This window comes from Synechococcus sp. Nb3U1, assembly GCF_021533835.1.
Lineage (GTDB): Bacteria > Cyanobacteriota > Cyanobacteriia > Thermostichales > Thermostichaceae > Thermostichus.
Map to the genome: position 1 here is coordinate 1,180,032 of NZ_JAKFYQ010000001.1, position 14,043 is coordinate 1,194,074.

The window sequence follows — 14,043 nt, forward strand, 5'->3', positions numbered from 1 at the left end:
GGAACGGCAGATGTAGCGGGCATCACGCTCAGATTGCGGGCCTGTCGGTCTAGGATTCTGTAGCTGGGTCTACAGTTTGCAAGAAAAAAGTGCTTTATCCTGCGTAAGCATAGGTTAAGTGCTTTGCTGGACGGAGTTATAGTGGCTGCCACCCTCTTTATCAATGCGCATCTACTGGATCCCGCTCAGGGGTTGGATGAAATCGGGCAACTGCGGGTGGAAGAGGGAAAGATTGCTGCGATCGGACGCCATTTGCCTGTGGCTGGGGCAGAGGTGATCGATCTGCAAGGGCAACTGCTCACTCCCGGCTGGATCGACATTCATACCCATGTCTTCACGTCAGTAGGGGACTTTTGTCTGCCTGCGGATGAGGTGGGGATCCGCTCCGGTGTCACCACCGTGGTGGATGCGGGCACGTCTGGCACCCTGACGTTTCCGGCCTTTCGGGAAACTGTGGCCCAGACGGCTCGAACACGGGTGTACGGGCTGATCGATCCCTCTTTGCTCTACATTGCCACTTCAGATTTCATTGCCCACCGCTTGGGCTTTGCGGTGGATCCGAAAAATCAAGATTTGGATCGGGCCCGGCAGGTGATCGAGGAGCAGCGGGAGATCATCGTCGGGTTTAAGGCTCGCCCCACCGTCAAGATCGGAGAAACCGAATCCCCTACCCTTACTTCCGCCCTTATCCTGGCGGAGGAATATCGCCTGCCGATCATGATTCATCTGGGGCGCTTCCCGATGGATGGGGTGTTGGATCCGTCGGATTTGTTGGATCGCCTGCGTCCGGGGGATATTGTCACCCATACCTATCAGCCGCGTTTTGGCCTCTTTGATGCGGAGGGATCCCTGTTACCGGTGGCACGGCGGGCCTTGGAACGGGGTGTATTGCTGGATGTGGGCCACAGTGGCAGCGACTTTTCCTTTAATACGGCGCGCTTGGGCTTGGATCAGGGGATCCGTCCCCACACAATTTCCACTGATCTGAACATTTTCAACACCGAGATCGTGGTGGATTTGGCCACCACGATGAGCAAGTTTTTGGCCTTAGGCATGACCCTGCCGGAGGTAATCCAGGCGGTCACGAGTGCAGCGGCACGGGCGATTCAGAAAAGTGATCAACTGGGATCCCTGCAGGTGGGCCGTGAGGCGGATCTGACGGTGGCGGAGCAGGTGGAAGAAGAGGCAGAATTGGTCGATGGTCGAGGGGGCACGCTATTGGTGAGTCAACTGCTGAAGGTGCGGGGGGTTTGTCGGGCCGGTCGGTTCCAGAAGATCGACCATACCCCCTATGCTTTGCCCACTTCAGAGGTGCGCCAACTGGCCTGGGTCGGTGCAGAAACTGTGAATGAGGAGATCCCCTAATGACTGCAACTTTATCTCCAGAGGATGTGGCTACTGCCTACAACTGGGCGGCCTTTGTGCAAGAAATTGAGGTGGAAATTGAAGCCCATCGGGATCGCGCCTTCACGGAAGCTCGGGAAGAGGCCTTTGCTCCCCCCGAAACGGAGATCAAGCCCTGGCCGAGAGAGCGGTTGATCGAATGGCTCAGCTTTCAAACCTACTACGAGTATCAGGCGATTTTGTTCATTAGCAAATGGCTGCAGGATACGCCGGAAACCGATGCGCTGGTGCTGCTCTGCCATCAGATCGAGGACGAGAGCAACCATTTTCGCTGGCTGAACCGTCATTTGGAAGCTCTGGGGGCTTCTTTGCAAGAGTGGGAGCCAATCCCAGAGATCAAAGCCTGGGTGGAAACTTTCTATGGATCCCTGACGGATACCATTTCCCGTTTGGCCGCCCACAATCTGGCCGGAGAATCGGGCGCTTGCCGTAGCTTTGAGAGCATTCTGCCCCATTTGCCACTTGATCTACAGAAGACGATGCGCAAGATCATGCCGGATGAGCAGTTTCACCTCAACTTAGGCCGTCAGATTTTGAGTCGCTACTGCACAACGGAAGAACAAAAGGCTCGTGCCCGTCACTACGCCCTTCAGGTGGCGGAGCTGGAATCAAAGGCGATTGCGGCCTTTAATCGCAAATTGGCGATCCTATCAGAGCCCTCAAGCTAACCAATTGCCCGCCTATGACCCTCTCTGTTCCTCGTCGCCCTCGCCGCCCCGCCTACTGCTACTGCAGCGAAACCGAACACGCCGAAATTCTCAGCCGCCAGCAGCGGGATCCCTTGCCTTTTGAGGAGGCGATGCGGGTTCATTGTCAGTCTGGGATCCGCTGTGGCCATTGCCTCTGGCCTTTGGAGCAGTTGTTTCGTCAGCAGGGTTGTTATGTGGCCAGCCCCGGAACTGAATAGAGTAGCTACGTGAATGGGGATCCCCTGCTGCTAAAGTCATGGGTATACCCCAAACACTCGGGTTGACTCACTCCGGCAGCCGCCCCAACCTCACACCCCGGTAGTAATAGGCCAAAATTTGTTGATAAGTCCAGCCTTGGCGGGCCAGTTCCTGTGCACCCCACTGACTCATACCGATGCCATGCCCATGCTTGGGATAGGGGCTGACATCCGACAAGCTCATCAAATAAGGGATCCCGATCACGCCGACTGTTTGGCCGCCGCTACTGGCACTATACATGGCATTGACGAACTGGCCCCCGTACACCATTACCACCCCGCGTGTGGCCCGCGTGGCTTCTAGAGCTGCCACCGACCGCTGCGATAGGCCCCGATACACCTGAGAGCGAGTATCACTAAATACGTCAAACCAGCCGCGTGAATTGCGGTGATAAAGCACATAACTGCGGGCTGCTACTGCCTGCGCCTTCAGAGCCTCAGGGGAGAAACTAGCCCCCATTTCCGCATCCACCACGCTGGCCACGTAGTCTTCTAAATCAACATAATTGATGGCCATGAGCAGGTTATGGCCGGTTAGAAGTACCTCGCCAGAGTACCAGCGGCCATTCACCGCCACCAACCCACCCTCTTGGGGCTTAACGAACAGCACCGGAGAAACCACCCCCTGCAGACGCACCCCTTGTGGGCTCGGTTGGGCCATAAACCCTTGCATGGGGGGCAACTCGGCCAGGATCTCGCCGCGGCTATCGGTCAATTGTGCAGGCACAGAAACCCCCACTGTCAGAGGGGTACGGGTATTGGCCAGTTCCACCCGCACCGTTACCCCTGCCCAGGCCGCCTCCATCCACCCCAGCAGAACCCCCGCAACCAGGGATCCCGTTAGCCCACCCCAATGCCGCCATGCCTTCATGTACCGTGCCCAGAGTTATTTTTTGCACATTACCCAGCTAAGAATAGTGCAAGTTTAGGGAAATGGGCAGCCTTAAGAGGGGATCCCGCCTTGAACACAACACAAATTTATTTACTTAGAGTATTGGAGAGTCAAAGCCTGCTACTACGAACTTTAGGGGGGCAGGCGAGTTCTGGCGGCCTTTCATCGACAACACTTTCATCGACAACACCTTCCCTTTGACTCAACTCATCAGGCCCCAGTCCCAGGGCAAAGCGCAGCGATGCACCCCGGCCAGGATTGGAAAAGGCCAGAAAATAGATCAGAGAGGCCAAAGAGAGCAGTGCTGCATAGCCAAACATGGCTCGATAGCCGGCTCCCACCGCGAGGGTACCCAAAATCGGCCCCGCCAAACCAATACCCAGATCAAACCCGCACATGACCAGACTAAACAAGCGCCCCCGATCGATTGGGCTAGAGCGATCGGCAATCAGGGCGGAAATGAGCGGAATCAAAGTCCCAAAACCGGATCCCACCACTACTCCAGCCACCAAAAAAGCCCCAATGCTGTGGGCACCAAACAAAATCAGCATGGCTAGAGCATAGGTGGCCAAACTGATGGAGATAAACGGCCCTCGTCCAAACCGATCCGACGCCCGACCTGCCAACAGGCGCACCCCAAAGCTGGCAAAAGCCACCGCCGTGTAGAATAGGCCCGCATTCATGGGTACTGCGGTTTCCTGGATCAACAGGGCGACAAAAGTCGTTTGGGTGCCAAAGGCCAAGCCCACCAAGAACATCACCAGAGTCAGCGAGCGCACCTTCGGGCTACTCAGAAGGCTCCAGAAGGGCAAATCCGCCGACAGGGATCCCCTCTGTTCAGGACGCTGTTCCTGTACTGCCCGCGTACACACAAACCCCGCCAACCCCAACAGCGCAGAGAACAAAAACAGAGGTGAGTAACCGGCGAACTCCTGCAAAGAACCTCCCAAAGCAGGGCCAATCGCCGCCCCAATCGGGTTGACCAGGCTCATATAGCCCAGGATCTCACCGCGTTTTTCTGCCGGGGCAAAATCGACCACTAGGGTCACATAGCCAGTGGCAAAAGCAGCGATGCTAATGCCATGAAAGGCCCGCACTAAGGCAATCCAAGGGATCCAATCAGAAAGCAGGTACCCCAGGGGAGCTAACCCCACCACTCCCATGCCGATGAGCAGCACGATCTGCCGACTGCGCCGATCTGCCAAACGCCCTAACCAAGAGCGAGAGGCCAGCAACCCAATCGAAAAGGCCCCCATCACCAACCCAATCTGCTGACTGGTACCGCCAGCATCGCTGACATAAAGGGGTAGGGTGGGCAACAGGGAGGATAAACTGGCCCAGAAAAACAGCCCGGCCACAAATAAAATACTCAAGTTGCGTCGCTGCGCAGGCTGCAGTTGCCGAAATACCCTCACGAAAACGCCTCACGCCAATGGAACTCAGAATATGCCGTTAGAACCCATCGGGGGATCCAGAAAACACACACACTCCACCAGATCTCTAGGCCCAAAATAATTTGGGTGCTAACCTTCTTGATTGTAACTGTATTGTGGGGAGCCGGGAATCCCTCTAGATCGACCTTGATGAAGTTGGCATGACAGGGCAGAAGTTGCGAGGTTACCCTGAAGGCAAGCTCCTCTGTCCTCCTTATGTCTGAACGATCGGATCTGTTGACCCGCAGCTTCATTGCCTTGATTCGGGGCTATCAGGTCGGCATTTCACCACTGTTTCCTCCCGCTTGCCGCTACTCCCCCACTTGTTCGCACTACACCCTAGAAGCCGTGCGCCGCTACGGAGCTTTGCGGGGAGGCTGGCTGGGGATCCGTCGCATTTGTCGTTGTCATCCCTGGCATCCGGGGGGCTACGATCCAGTCCCAGATTTACTGGGATCCTTGCCCAACCGGCGAGAATAGCCCAAACTTAGGTTGGATCCCGATGAAACTCCACATTGACAGTACGACAGCAGGAGCCACACTTTCACCCCAATTCTTTCCAACTATTCTTTACCCACAAGACAGCATCCCCACCCAACGAACCCGACCGAAGCAGCAGAACTTCTCTTTATTAGTAAACTTTGGCTGAAGGTGTTGAAGGGATCCCCCAATCCTGAGCCCTTAACCACTGGCGCAAATCCTGCCCCACTTGAGCTGGGATCTCCCAGGGAAAAAGGTGGGCGGTATTAGGATAAGCAATCCAAGTACATTGCGGTAGGGCCTGGGCAGTGGCGGCACTACTGCCTAGGGTAATATGGCGATCTTGCTCGGCAGCCATGAGTAAGACTGGGATGCGAATTTGATGCAATGCTCCCTCGCGGTTATACCCCTGTCGGAGAGCGGTGCCCAGAGCCTGGCTGGCGTGGTGGGAAGTCTGTAGATAAGCGGGTAGAGCCGCCTGGGCCAAGTACCGATAGGCGGTGGGAGTGTGCTGCTGCAGCAAGTAGCGGTAGAGGGAGCGGCGGCCAAAGGTGTCGATATTCCATTCCCAGCCTGGCCAAGCCCAGTTGATCAAGGAGGCAATGCCGGTATTGACCTGATCCCAAATATCAGTGGGGGGATGATCACTGCGGGGGCAGGCGGCGGTGGCCACCAGAACCAACCCTTTCACCCGTTCCGGCAGGCGGAGGGCTAGCTCCAGAGCCAGGATCCCCCCTAAAGACCAGCCCAATACCAGACAGTCCTGCCAGCCCAACTCATCCAGAAGGAGCTGCAAGTCCTCCAAGTGAGCACTCATCCCAAAGGGATCCGTCACCTGCGAACGCCCATAGCCGCGCAGATCCGGTGCCACACAAGGGTGCAGGCCCGCCACCGCCTCAGCGAACACCGTCATACAGTCGGCATCACCGGGATGCCCATGTAGCATCAGGATCGGCAGAGAAGGGATCCCAGCACCCCAGGCGCGATAGTGCAGCCGCAAGCCCATGGACACAAAGGCTAGGCGTTGGCCACTTTCTTCGGGGTAGGTTGTAGCTTCACCCCATTGGGAATACAAATTAAGTTTTGATCTAGCACCTGCACAAACCCTTTCGAGCGCAGGGATCCCAGCAGACGAGTCACCGTCACCCGGGTGGCTCCAATGGCATCCCCGATCTGCGCGTGGGTGAGCGTCCAGGGCAGATACATCCCTTGCTCACAGGGCTGACCATGCTCATCGATCAACAGGGTCAAGAAACCCTTCAAACGGTCGATGGCGCGCCGTTGACCAAGGTTACCCAACCAAAGCAGCTTCCGTTGCAATTGATGGCGGAAATTCTCTTGAACCTTTTGGTGCAGGTAGGGCCACTGCTCTAGGTCTTGCCAGTAGAACCACATCACTGTCGTGCGCTCGGCATGGGTGCAGGCTTTCAGCTCAAAGCGCTCTTGGTTGCTCAGTTCAAAGGGCAGACCTGCCGTGATAAACCCGACAAAAACTTCCCGTCGTTCCGGAGTTTGACTGACCAACCGCACCACTCCCTCTTGGGTGATGTACACCAAGCCCGGACGGGTGGGAATGCGCACATCTTTCGGGAAGGTACGACAACGATAGTGCTCATCGGCCCACTGGCAGAGCTCGCGCCATTCCTGAGCCTCTGTTGCCGACACCATAGAAATGAGTGACATGTAGTGAACTTCCTGTCGCCTAAGCGACCTGATGGGTTTTCAGATCCCACAGCCCAACTCGAAGGAAGAGGGCGCTAACGGGAAAAACAGCGGATTGGAAATGCAGGGACGAAACAGAGAGGAAGGGAACCACACAAAAGCTACTTTACCTTAGCTTCATAATGACATCTAGCTTCCTAAGCCGACATCGTACCACTACTGATATTGTTCCGAAAGCTACGTCCAATATTAACCTACGGAAGCCGTAGATCTTCAGGGTTAAACCTTGATCTCAGATGCCAGGCGGATCCTGAGCGAATCATTTATGATGCAGGGGCTGGTGTGGGGTGCCAACAATGAACATTTTGCTCAGCAACGACGACGGCATCCAGGCGCTGGGGGTGCGCTGTTTAGCTGCGACCCTGGCCCAAATGGGTGGACACCGGATCACCGTAGTCTGTCCCGATCGAGAGCGTTCCGCCACCGGTCATGCCCTGACCTTGCACAAACCCCTACGGGCGGATCCGGTGTTGGAGGGATTTCCTTCAGAAGTGCGGGCTTGGGCCTGTTCCGGTACCCCCTCTGATTGTGTGAAGTTGGGCTTGGATGGGTTGTTGGATTATCCTCCCGATTGGGTGATTTCCGGCATCAACCAGGGATCCAATCTCGGCACAGATGTGCTCTACTCCGGCACGGTTTCAGCGGCCATGGAAGGCTTGTTGGAAGGGATCCCCAGTTTGGCGGTGAGCCTGGCCAGCTTTACAACCCAAGATTTTCAGCCGGCAGCTAATGTGGTGCTGGCTTTGCTGGAGAAATTGAGCCTGAAACCTTTGGCTGAGCCGATGTTGTTGAATGTGAATGTTCCAGCGGTGCCTGCGCAGGAAATTCGCGGCATGGTCTTAGCTCCTTTGGGTTGGCGCAAGTACACGGATATTTACGAGAAGCGAGTGGATCCGCGCGGCAAAACCTACTATTGGCTGGCGGGAGAAGTGGTGGAAGATGGGGTGGATCCCCGTTCGGATGTGCAAGCGGTGCTGGATCGCTATGTCTCCATTACACCTCTGCAACCGGATTTGACCGCCCGTGCCGCCTTCGAAAGCCTGCAGCAGTGGGGCTTTCCCAGGTTTGGTATCTAATTGGTCTCTAAACTTTCGGTGAGATAATGATGGAGCTTCAACTACACATCTCTAAGCTTCAGGAAGTTGCATCAGGGGCAGCGCCAAACAATTTCAACCCCTCCAGTTCTGGATCAAAATCGATAGGGAAGCGGGTGTTGGAGCTGTAGATCGCCCCTTCCAGAAAGGCGCCGTTCAGGCTAGCCAAAGAGAGGTTGGCCCCGCTCAAGTCTGCCCCTGTTAAGTCGGCCCCACTCAAGTCCGTACCCCGCAAATTGGCCCCACTCAGGTTGGCCTCGCTCAAGGCGGATCCCATCAAATCGGCCTCGCGGATATCGGCAAAGGTGAGATCACAACGGCTCAGGTCAGCCGTCCAAAGGTTGGCACCACTGAGGCTAGCCCCCCGCAAGTTGGCATCCGCAAGCTGACAGGCCCGCAGTTTCGCCCCCCACAACTTCGCATCTTGGAGGTTGGATCCCTCTAGCCGTGCCTGCTCCATCATCACACCGCTAAGGCGAGACCCTTCTAGGTTGGCCCCCGTCAAATCTGCCCGGATCAAGACCGATTCCCAGAGGTTAGCCTCTCGCAGATTAGCCTCGATCAGCTCTGCCTCCATCAGGTCTGCCCCGCGCAACTTGGCCCAGCTCAGGTTGGCCCCGGAGAGCTTAGCCCGGATTAGGTTGGCCCCGCTCAAATTGGCTTCTTGCAGGTTGGCCCCACTCAGGTTGGCCCCGCTCAGGTTGGCCCCGCTTAGGTCGGATCCCTGCATCAGTGCCCTGATCAGGTTTGTCCCCCGCAGGTCGGCTTTGCTGAAGTTGCTGGCGTAGAGATTGGCCTCGCTCAGATTGGCCCCACTCAAGTTGGCGAAGCTGAAATAGGCAGCCAGGAGATCGGCTCCACTGAGGTCGGCATCTTTCAGGTTGGATTTGCTGCAGTTGGCCCCACTCAGACGGGCTTGGCCCAGATCGATACCGATTAGATTGGCCTCCACTAGGTTGGTTCCAGAGAGATCAACGCTGCGAAAATAGCGATCTCCCGCCGCGTAACGGCTGAGCAGCTCGGCTGCCTCCATGGATTCCCCAGAGTTAGCTAGTGGCATAGTCAACCGCTCTGCGCAAGCATCAAACGCGAAAGTAGATTTCAAAGGCTTGACAGGACTTGGCCTATCCCCATCATCATCACATCATAGAGGTTGGGGGGAAACTGTCGTTAGCGCCAGCACCTGTTCTGCTACGGCTGGAGCAACCGGCATCACCGAAAGTCGTGTGCCCCGCCGCACCACTTCCAGTTCCTCAGGGGTAAAAGTATCCCGTAGCTCTGGCAAAGTGAGAAATCGTTCAAAAGCCGCCACAAATCGCACCCGCACCGTGTGCCAACGGGGATCCTCGCGGCTGGATTTGGGATCGTAGTAGGGGCTGGCTGTGTCAAATTGGCTGGGATCCACCACCTGGGTTTCCAGGATCTCCATCAAACCGGCAATTCCGGGTGGATCGGCATTGGAATGGTAGAAGAAAGCACAATCCCCTAGCTGCATCGCTTTTAGGTAGTTGCGGGCTTGATAGTTGCGTACCCCGTCCCAAAGGGTTTGTCCTTGCCGTTGCAGATCCCAGATGCTGTAGACGCTTGGCTCGGATTTCATCAGCCAGTAGTTCATGAGCAATTCAGGCGCTTTGGACAGAGATAAGACTGGGGAAGGGATCCCGTTGGGCGACAAATGTAACAAAGTTTTGCAGCATCTTCAGCCCGTGGGGGCCAGACTTTTCTGGGTGAAATTGGGTGGCCCAGAGGGTTCCGCGCGCGATGGCCGCCACAACGGTTTGCGTGCCATGTTGGACGGTCGCCGCCACCCAGCTCGGATCGCTGGGCACACCGTGATAGGAATGCACAAAATAGGCCCAAGCTCCATCAGGGATCCCTGACCATAGGGGGGAGTTGGCCTGGGTGAATTGCAATTGGTTCCAGCCCATGTGGGGAATGCGCAGGCCCATTTCTGAACGAAAGCGCCGCACTCGACCGGGCACAATCCTCAACCCCGGTTCCACCCCTTCTTCGCTGCCCTCAAACAACACCTGCAAGCCAATGCAAATGCCCAAAAACGGCTGACCTCGCTGTACGGCTTCTCGAATGGGCTCGCTAAAGCCCCGTTCTTGCAACTGCTGCATGGCAGGGTCAAAGGCTCCATCCCCCGGCAACACCACGCCATCAAATTTCTCTAGTCCCGCCGGACTTTCGATCAGATGCACTTCTGCCCCAGCGTGTTCTAGCCCTTTGCAGGCAGAGTGCAGGTTTCCAGCATCGTAGTCGATCACCGCCAGTCGCACGGCTCCCATCGGATCCCTCCTTGGGTCAGCTCTACCAGTGTACTGGAGGGGCAATCCTCGGCAGCATCGGAGGCCAGATAGATCCCTTCTCCTGTTTCGGCCCGGAGAAGGATCCCAGCCTCAACCCAAGCTATCCTGCCAACTGCTAGGCTGTGGTTTTGGCTGATTCAGACTCTTGCCCTCTAACTCTATGGCTGTCGCAGCGGCTCCCAAAAACCCAATGTTACCCACTCAGCTTGGCTGGCCGGAAGCGGCTTACTTGCACATTCCGTTTTGTCGTCAGCGCTGCCACTACTGCGATTTTGCAACCGGCTTAGGCACCCAAGAGCTGATCGAAACCTATGTGCAAATGCTCTGTCGGGAGATCGGCAGCCCCTGCCGCTACCGCCACTTACCTGGGGATCCCAGCCCCCTAACCAGCATTTTTTTCGGGGGTGGCACACCCTCTCTTCTCACAGCGGAGCAACTGGGGCGAATTTTGAACAAGCTGAGGGAGAGGATCCCATTTCATCCTGAGTGCGAAATTTCTTTGGAGGCCAATCCCGGTACCCTAACCCCAGAGCAACTGTCAGGTTATCGAGCTTTAGGTGTCAACCGCGTCAGCTTGGGGGTGCAAGCCTTTCAAGCGGAGTTGTTAGCTGCTTGTGGTCGCTTGCATGGCGTAGAAGAAGTTTATGAAGCCGTTCACAACCTGCGGACTGTAGGGATCAATCATTTCAATCTGGATTTAATCTTTGGCCTGCCCCATCAAACATTGGAACACTGGCAGCAATCCTTGCAAGCCCTGATTGCAATTTCTCCTCCCCATGTCTCTATTTATGATTTAACCATTGAATCTGGTACCAAGTTTGGCAGGCTATATCGACCAGGAGATGCACCTTTACCTCCTGAGGAAGCTACCGTTGAAATGTACCTAATGGCGCGAGAACTACTCACCCAGGCGGGTTATATTCACTATGAAATTTCCAACTTCGCTCGCCCCGGATTTCAATGTCGGCATAATCGTGTCTATTGGGAAAATCGACTTTACTTCGGCTTTGGCATGGGATCCGTTGGCTACGAAGGAAGACGGCGCATCCAACAGCCCAAAACCCTTTACGACTACTTTGAGCAGGTGAAAGCTGGGATTCACCCCATGTCCCCTGAAACTGCCTTAGAGGAAGCCTGGATGGATACTTTAATGTTGGGGTTAAGACTCCAGGAAGGGCTGGATCTAGCACATTTACAAGCGAGTTTTGGTGATGGGAAGGTCAAGCAAGCCTTGGATAGACTGGATCCCTATTTCAGGAAGGGTTGGGCCAGTTGCGATGGAGGTCGGTTACGACTGATCCCACCCAATGGATGGCTATTTTCCAATGAGATCCTCAAGGATTTGTTCGAGTAAATTCAGAGTTATCTCAGAGCTATCGACTCACCTTTTTAAGGCCAGCGTTAAGCCGTCCCCAATCGGCAGCATCGCCACCGTAACCCGGGGATCCTGTTGCACTTTCTGATTGAAGAGCCGGAGCGCTTCTGTGTCTGGGCTGGTATCCTCTGGGTCAATCACCCGGCCAGACCACAATACATTATCAATGGCCACCAGCCCGCCCGGTCGCAGCAACTGCAAAGTCCGCTCGAAGTAGCCCCAGTAATTGCCCTTATCAGCATCAATAAAAGCAAAATCGAAGGTTCCAGCCTGGTCAGTCTCCAACAGGCGATCCAAGGTTTCTAAAGCTGGGGCAATGTGCAGTTGAATTTTATCTGCTACCCCGGCAGCATGCCAGTAACGGCGGGCCACTTGGGTATAGTCCTCGCTGATATCGCAGGCTACAACTTTGCCATCTGCAGGTAGGGCCAGAGCCACGGACAGGGAGCTATAGCCAGTAAACACCCCCACTTCCAGGGTCTTCTTGGCCCCCATCAGCTGAATCAGCAGAGCCATGAAACGGCCTTGTTCAGGGCAAATTTGCATCCGCCCTTGAGGATGTTGGGCGGTTTCTTCCCGCAATTGGGTTAGCAGTTCCGGTTCAGGGGCTGTTACCGACAGCAGATATTGGCGCAACTCTTCTCCTAGACCCATGGATCGAGTAGACATAGCTCTAGCCAGACAATTGGCGGTATCTTAACAAGCCGGGATCCCTTGCGCTACCCAGAATAGGATCCCAAAACCAGCATATACAGCCTTTTCCGACTTCAGGTGCGACACAAGGTCAAGAAGAAATTCTTGTTGGACAAAGGGTTGGACAAAGGGTTGGCCTGCATCGACTGTAGTATGTATCGCTGGAAAAGACTGTATCATCGGTAATTGATAAATTGCAGCGCCACCGGGTAGTCTTCCTGCTTGAGCATCTGGATCACCGCTTGCAGATCATCTTTATCTTTGGCGGAAACCCGTACTAGATCCCCTTGAATAGAAGGCTGCACTTTCTTGAAAGTATCGCGGATTTGCTTAGAGATCTGTTTGGCGAGTGTGGCATCAATGCCTTTCTTAAGCTGAACCACCTGGCGAACTCGGTTGCCGCTGACGCTTTCTGGGGTTTGAAAATCGAAAATCTTCAGAGATAAACCCCGCTTGGCCGCCTTGGTGGAGAGAATATCTTGAATCGAGCTGAGGGCCATATCGCTGGCAGTGGTAATGGTCAGGGATCCCTCCCCAAGCTCAATTTCTGTCTGAGTATCCTTCAGGTCGTAGCGCTGTTTGATCTCCCGCTGGGCCTGATCCACAGCATTGACCAACTCCTGCCGATCAAAATCGCTGACGATATCGAATGAGTAGGTGGAGGCCATAAAACGGATCTTGACTGCCGTTCAGTATCATAAGCCCTAGCCCCGATAAAGGGATCCCTTGCTTCCCGAAAGGTTAGAACAGAAAGAAAAACTTGCGACAAACTTGCGGAGAAAAGTCATGGCCGATGTTGTTTTAATTACGGGAGCTTCTGAGGGCATCGGCAGAGCCACTGCCTTTACCTTTGCTCGTGGAGGCTGCCGCTTGGCCTTGGCCGCCCGTACCCCTGAAACTCTGAACCAGACCGCCATCGATCTAGAGCAAAGCCTGAATGCAGAAGTGTTGGCTATTCCCACCGATGTTGCGCAACCCGAGCAGGTACAAACCCTGGTGGAAAGAACCCTCGAGCGCTATGGCCGCATCGATTGCCTGATCAACAACGCCGGCATCTGCATGAGTGGCCCTTTCTTGCAAACCACTCCAGACCATTGGCAGCAACTGATGGCGGTCAACTTTTTGGGCTACATCCACACGATTCGGGCCGTGCTCCCCGATATGCTGAAGCGCAAGCAAGGACAGATTGTGAATGTGGGATCCATTGGCGGCAAAATGCCCTTGCCACACATGAGTGCCTACTGCGCCAGCAAATATGCGGTCACGGGACTGACGGAGGCCTTACGCCTAGAACTGAAATCTCAAGGGATCCAAGTGATCGGTGTGCATCCGGGCATCGTCAACAGCGATTTTCTCAAACGCGCCATTTTCCTGGATGAGCCGCAACCCACAGCCTCCGCCAATGGCCATGATGCCCCCACTGCTGGTGGCCTAGCCCGAGAGCGAATGGAACAGGCGCTGGAGAGTTTCCTGGTCAGTCAGCCAGAGGAAGTGGCCGAGGCCATTTGGGAGGCCGTTCGAGAGTCTAAGTCAGAGGTGGTGGTGGGCATGGCACAATGGGCAGTAGGAGCCTACACCCTCTTTCCTGGCTTGGTTGGCCCGATGCTTCAGGATGCACCGAGATGAGTTTTAGTCCATTGGGGGGCATTGTCCGTAATTCTGCAGGCGCAGCGGTGCTAAATGTGAGGCTAA

The 14,043-nt window shown here is 55.4% G+C and carries 16 protein-coding genes; 7 read left to right on the forward strand and 9 right to left on the reverse strand.

Annotated elements, in window-relative coordinates:
• The first annotated feature begins 141 nt into the window (after positions 1-141).
• Genes L1047_RS05435 through L1047_RS05445 form a run of 3 tightly spaced genes read left to right on the forward strand, consistent with a single transcriptional unit; the run spans position 142 to position 2,311 of the window.
• A complete protein-coding gene (locus L1047_RS05435; RefSeq protein WP_235277860.1) occupies positions 142-1,365 on the forward strand; it encodes an amidohydrolase/deacetylase family metallohydrolase in 1,224 nt (407 codons plus the stop codon).
• Positions 1,365-2,072 carry a ferritin-like domain-containing protein gene (locus L1047_RS05440; RefSeq protein ID WP_235277861.1) on the forward strand — a complete coding sequence of 236 codons (708 nt, stop codon included), beginning with the start codon at positions 1,365-1,367 and terminating at the stop codon, positions 2,070-2,072. Before L1047_RS05435 ends, L1047_RS05440 begins: the two co-directional genes overlap by 1 nt.
• Before the next feature lie 14 nt (positions 2,073-2,086).
• On the forward strand, positions 2,087-2,311 hold the full coding sequence (locus tag L1047_RS05445) for a hypothetical protein (RefSeq protein WP_235277862.1): 225 nt from the start codon (positions 2,087-2,089) through the stop codon (positions 2,309-2,311).
• Positions 2,312-2,378: 67 nt separating this feature from the next.
• Here the strand turns inward: L1047_RS05445 and L1047_RS05450 are convergent, their stop codons facing one another.
• Positions 2,379-3,221 (reverse strand): SpoIID/LytB domain-containing protein, encoded by an 843-nt coding sequence (locus L1047_RS05450; protein WP_235277863.1) that lies wholly within the window; start codon positions 3,219-3,221, stop codon positions 2,379-2,381.
• Positions 3,222-3,352: 131 nt separating this feature from the next.
• Complete coding sequence (locus L1047_RS05455) at positions 3,353-4,657, reverse strand: MFS transporter (protein WP_235277864.1); 1,305 nt, start codon at positions 4,655-4,657, stop codon at positions 3,353-3,355.
• Between the two features lie 234 nt (positions 4,658-4,891).
• On the opposite strand from L1047_RS05455, the gene yidD reads away from it, so the two are divergent.
• A complete protein-coding gene (yidD, locus tag L1047_RS05460) occupies positions 4,892-5,155 on the forward strand; it encodes a membrane protein insertion efficiency factor YidD (protein ID WP_235277865.1) in 264 nt (87 codons plus the stop codon).
• Between the two features lie 151 nt (positions 5,156-5,306).
• Here yidD and L1047_RS05465 read toward each other — a convergent pair whose 3' ends face one another.
• Positions 5,307-6,230, reverse strand: a complete 924-nt coding sequence (locus tag L1047_RS05465) for an alpha/beta fold hydrolase (protein ID WP_328286029.1) — start codon at positions 6,228-6,230, stop codon at positions 5,307-5,309.
• Positions 6,173-6,838 carry a Crp/Fnr family transcriptional regulator gene (locus L1047_RS05470; protein WP_235277866.1) on the reverse strand — a complete coding sequence of 222 codons (666 nt, stop codon included), beginning with the start codon at positions 6,836-6,838 and terminating at the stop codon, positions 6,173-6,175. The genes L1047_RS05465 and L1047_RS05470 overlap by 58 nt, the downstream gene beginning before the upstream one ends.
• Before the next feature lie 335 nt (positions 6,839-7,173).
• Here L1047_RS05470 and surE point away from each other — a divergent pair, with 335 nt between their 5' ends.
• Positions 7,174-7,953, forward strand: a complete 780-nt coding sequence (gene surE, locus L1047_RS05475; RefSeq protein ID WP_235277867.1) for a 5'/3'-nucleotidase SurE — start codon at positions 7,174-7,176, stop codon at positions 7,951-7,953.
• Between the two features lie 58 nt (positions 7,954-8,011).
• Here surE and L1047_RS05480 read toward each other — a convergent pair whose 3' ends face one another.
• The 3 genes from L1047_RS05480 to hisH all read right to left on the reverse strand — a co-directional run bounded on the left by L1047_RS05480 (position 8,012) and on the right by hisH (position 10,262).
• Entirely contained in the window at positions 8,012-9,031 is a 1,020-nt protein-coding gene (locus tag L1047_RS05480) for a pentapeptide repeat-containing protein (RefSeq protein WP_235277868.1), read from the reverse strand.
• Positions 9,032-9,115: 84 nt separating this feature from the next.
• The gene (locus tag L1047_RS05485) at positions 9,116-9,586 is read right to left on the reverse strand and encodes an EVE domain-containing protein (protein WP_235277869.1); all 471 of its coding nucleotides are present in this window, start codon (positions 9,584-9,586) and stop codon (positions 9,116-9,118) included.
• Positions 9,587-9,593: 7 nt separating this feature from the next.
• Positions 9,594-10,262: an imidazole glycerol phosphate synthase subunit HisH gene (gene hisH / locus L1047_RS05490; RefSeq protein ID WP_235277870.1), complete on the reverse strand. Its 669-nt coding sequence runs from the start codon at positions 10,260-10,262 to the stop codon at positions 9,594-9,596.
• A 166-nt stretch (positions 10,263-10,428) separates the two neighbouring features.
• On the opposite strand from hisH, the gene hemW reads away from it, so the two are divergent.
• Complete coding sequence (hemW, locus tag L1047_RS05495; RefSeq protein WP_235277871.1) at positions 10,429-11,637, forward strand: radical SAM family heme chaperone HemW; 1,209 nt, start codon at positions 10,429-10,431, stop codon at positions 11,635-11,637.
• A gap of 27 nt (positions 11,638-11,664) precedes the next feature.
• On the opposite strand, the gene L1047_RS05500 is transcribed toward hemW, so the two are convergent.
• Together L1047_RS05500 and L1047_RS05505 are read right to left on the reverse strand one after the other, a co-directional pair.
• Positions 11,665-12,327 (reverse strand): class I SAM-dependent methyltransferase, encoded by a 663-nt coding sequence (locus tag L1047_RS05500; protein WP_235277872.1) that lies wholly within the window; start codon positions 12,325-12,327, stop codon positions 11,665-11,667.
• A 200-nt stretch (positions 12,328-12,527) separates the two neighbouring features.
• Entirely contained in the window at positions 12,528-13,019 is a 492-nt protein-coding gene (locus tag L1047_RS05505; protein WP_235277873.1) for a YajQ family cyclic di-GMP-binding protein, read from the reverse strand.
• A 118-nt stretch (positions 13,020-13,137) separates the two neighbouring features.
• On the opposite strand from L1047_RS05505, the gene L1047_RS05510 reads away from it, so the two are divergent.
• On the forward strand, positions 13,138-13,977 hold the full coding sequence (locus L1047_RS05510) for an SDR family oxidoreductase (RefSeq protein WP_235277874.1): 840 nt from the start codon (positions 13,138-13,140) through the stop codon (positions 13,975-13,977).
• Positions 13,978-14,043 lie beyond the last annotated feature (66 nt).

Excerpts from the sequence above, each read along its gene's own strand:
- L1047_RS05510 (WP_235277874.1), top strand. The coding sequence starts at position 13,138 with ATGGCCGATGTTGTTTTAATTACGGGAGCTTCTGAGGGCATCGGCAGA.
- yidD (WP_235277865.1), top strand. The coding sequence starts at position 4,892 with ATGTCTGAACGATCGGATCTGTTGACCCGCAGCTTCATTGCCTTGATT.
- L1047_RS05445 (WP_235277862.1), top strand. The coding sequence starts at position 2,087 with ATGACCCTCTCTGTTCCTCGTCGCCCTCGCCGCCCCGCCTACTGCTAC.
- hisH (WP_235277870.1), bottom strand. The coding sequence starts at position 10,262 with ATGGGAGCCGTGCGACTGGCGGTGATCGACTACGATGCTGGAAACCTG.
- L1047_RS05480 (WP_235277868.1), bottom strand. The coding sequence starts at position 9,031 with ATGCCACTAGCTAACTCTGGGGAATCCATGGAGGCAGCCGAGCTGCTC.
- L1047_RS05450 (WP_235277863.1), bottom strand. The coding sequence starts at position 3,221 with ATGAAGGCATGGCGGCATTGGGGTGGGCTAACGGGATCCCTGGTTGCG.
- L1047_RS05440 (WP_235277861.1), top strand. The coding sequence starts at position 1,365 with ATGACTGCAACTTTATCTCCAGAGGATGTGGCTACTGCCTACAACTGG.
- surE (WP_235277867.1), top strand. The coding sequence starts at position 7,174 with ATGAACATTTTGCTCAGCAACGACGACGGCATCCAGGCGCTGGGGGTG.
- L1047_RS05505 (WP_235277873.1), bottom strand. The coding sequence starts at position 13,019 with ATGGCCTCCACCTACTCATTCGATATCGTCAGCGATTTTGATCGGCAG.
- L1047_RS05470 (WP_235277866.1), bottom strand. The coding sequence starts at position 6,838 with ATGTCACTCATTTCTATGGTGTCGGCAACAGAGGCTCAGGAATGGCGC.
- L1047_RS05500 (WP_235277872.1), bottom strand. The coding sequence starts at position 12,327 with ATGTCTACTCGATCCATGGGTCTAGGAGAAGAGTTGCGCCAATATCTG.
- L1047_RS05485 (WP_235277869.1), bottom strand. The coding sequence starts at position 9,586 with ATGAACTACTGGCTGATGAAATCCGAGCCAAGCGTCTACAGCATCTGG.